Consider the following 308-nt stretch of genomic DNA (forward strand, 5'->3'; position numbering starts at 1 on the left):
GTCTTTGCTTAAAGCAAATGCGACATTATTACCTGTCTTGGTTGCTGTAAGGTTAGTATCCGCTGGAGTTGCTACACCAATATCAACCGTGTCACCCGCTTTAATCGAACCACTGTTCTTACCGTTGGTTTGTAAGTTAAATCCACCTTTTCAAGTCGTGATGTCAGATGTATTGGTCGCAATATTTGATGTATTGGTCGTGATTTGATTACCTTGATTGGTAACAGTGGTATTTAACGTACTAATGTCTGATGTGTTTTTCGCAACGTTCTGATTCGTTGTAAATAATTGACCACCATTCACAGCAT

At 39.3% G+C, this 308-nt stretch carries 1 protein-coding gene; it reads left to right on the top strand.

What is annotated here, in order from left to right; all coding sequences use genetic code 11:
• Positions 1-208: hypothetical protein (locus M2R48_RS21400; protein WP_262087647.1), on the top strand; the 208-nt coding region annotated here is incomplete at its 5' end.
• Positions 209-308 lie beyond the last annotated feature (100 nt).

The organism is Acinetobacter sp. I-MWF, assembly GCF_025433935.1.
Classification (GTDB): Bacteria; Pseudomonadota; Gammaproteobacteria; order Pseudomonadales; family Moraxellaceae; genus Acinetobacter; species Acinetobacter guillouiae.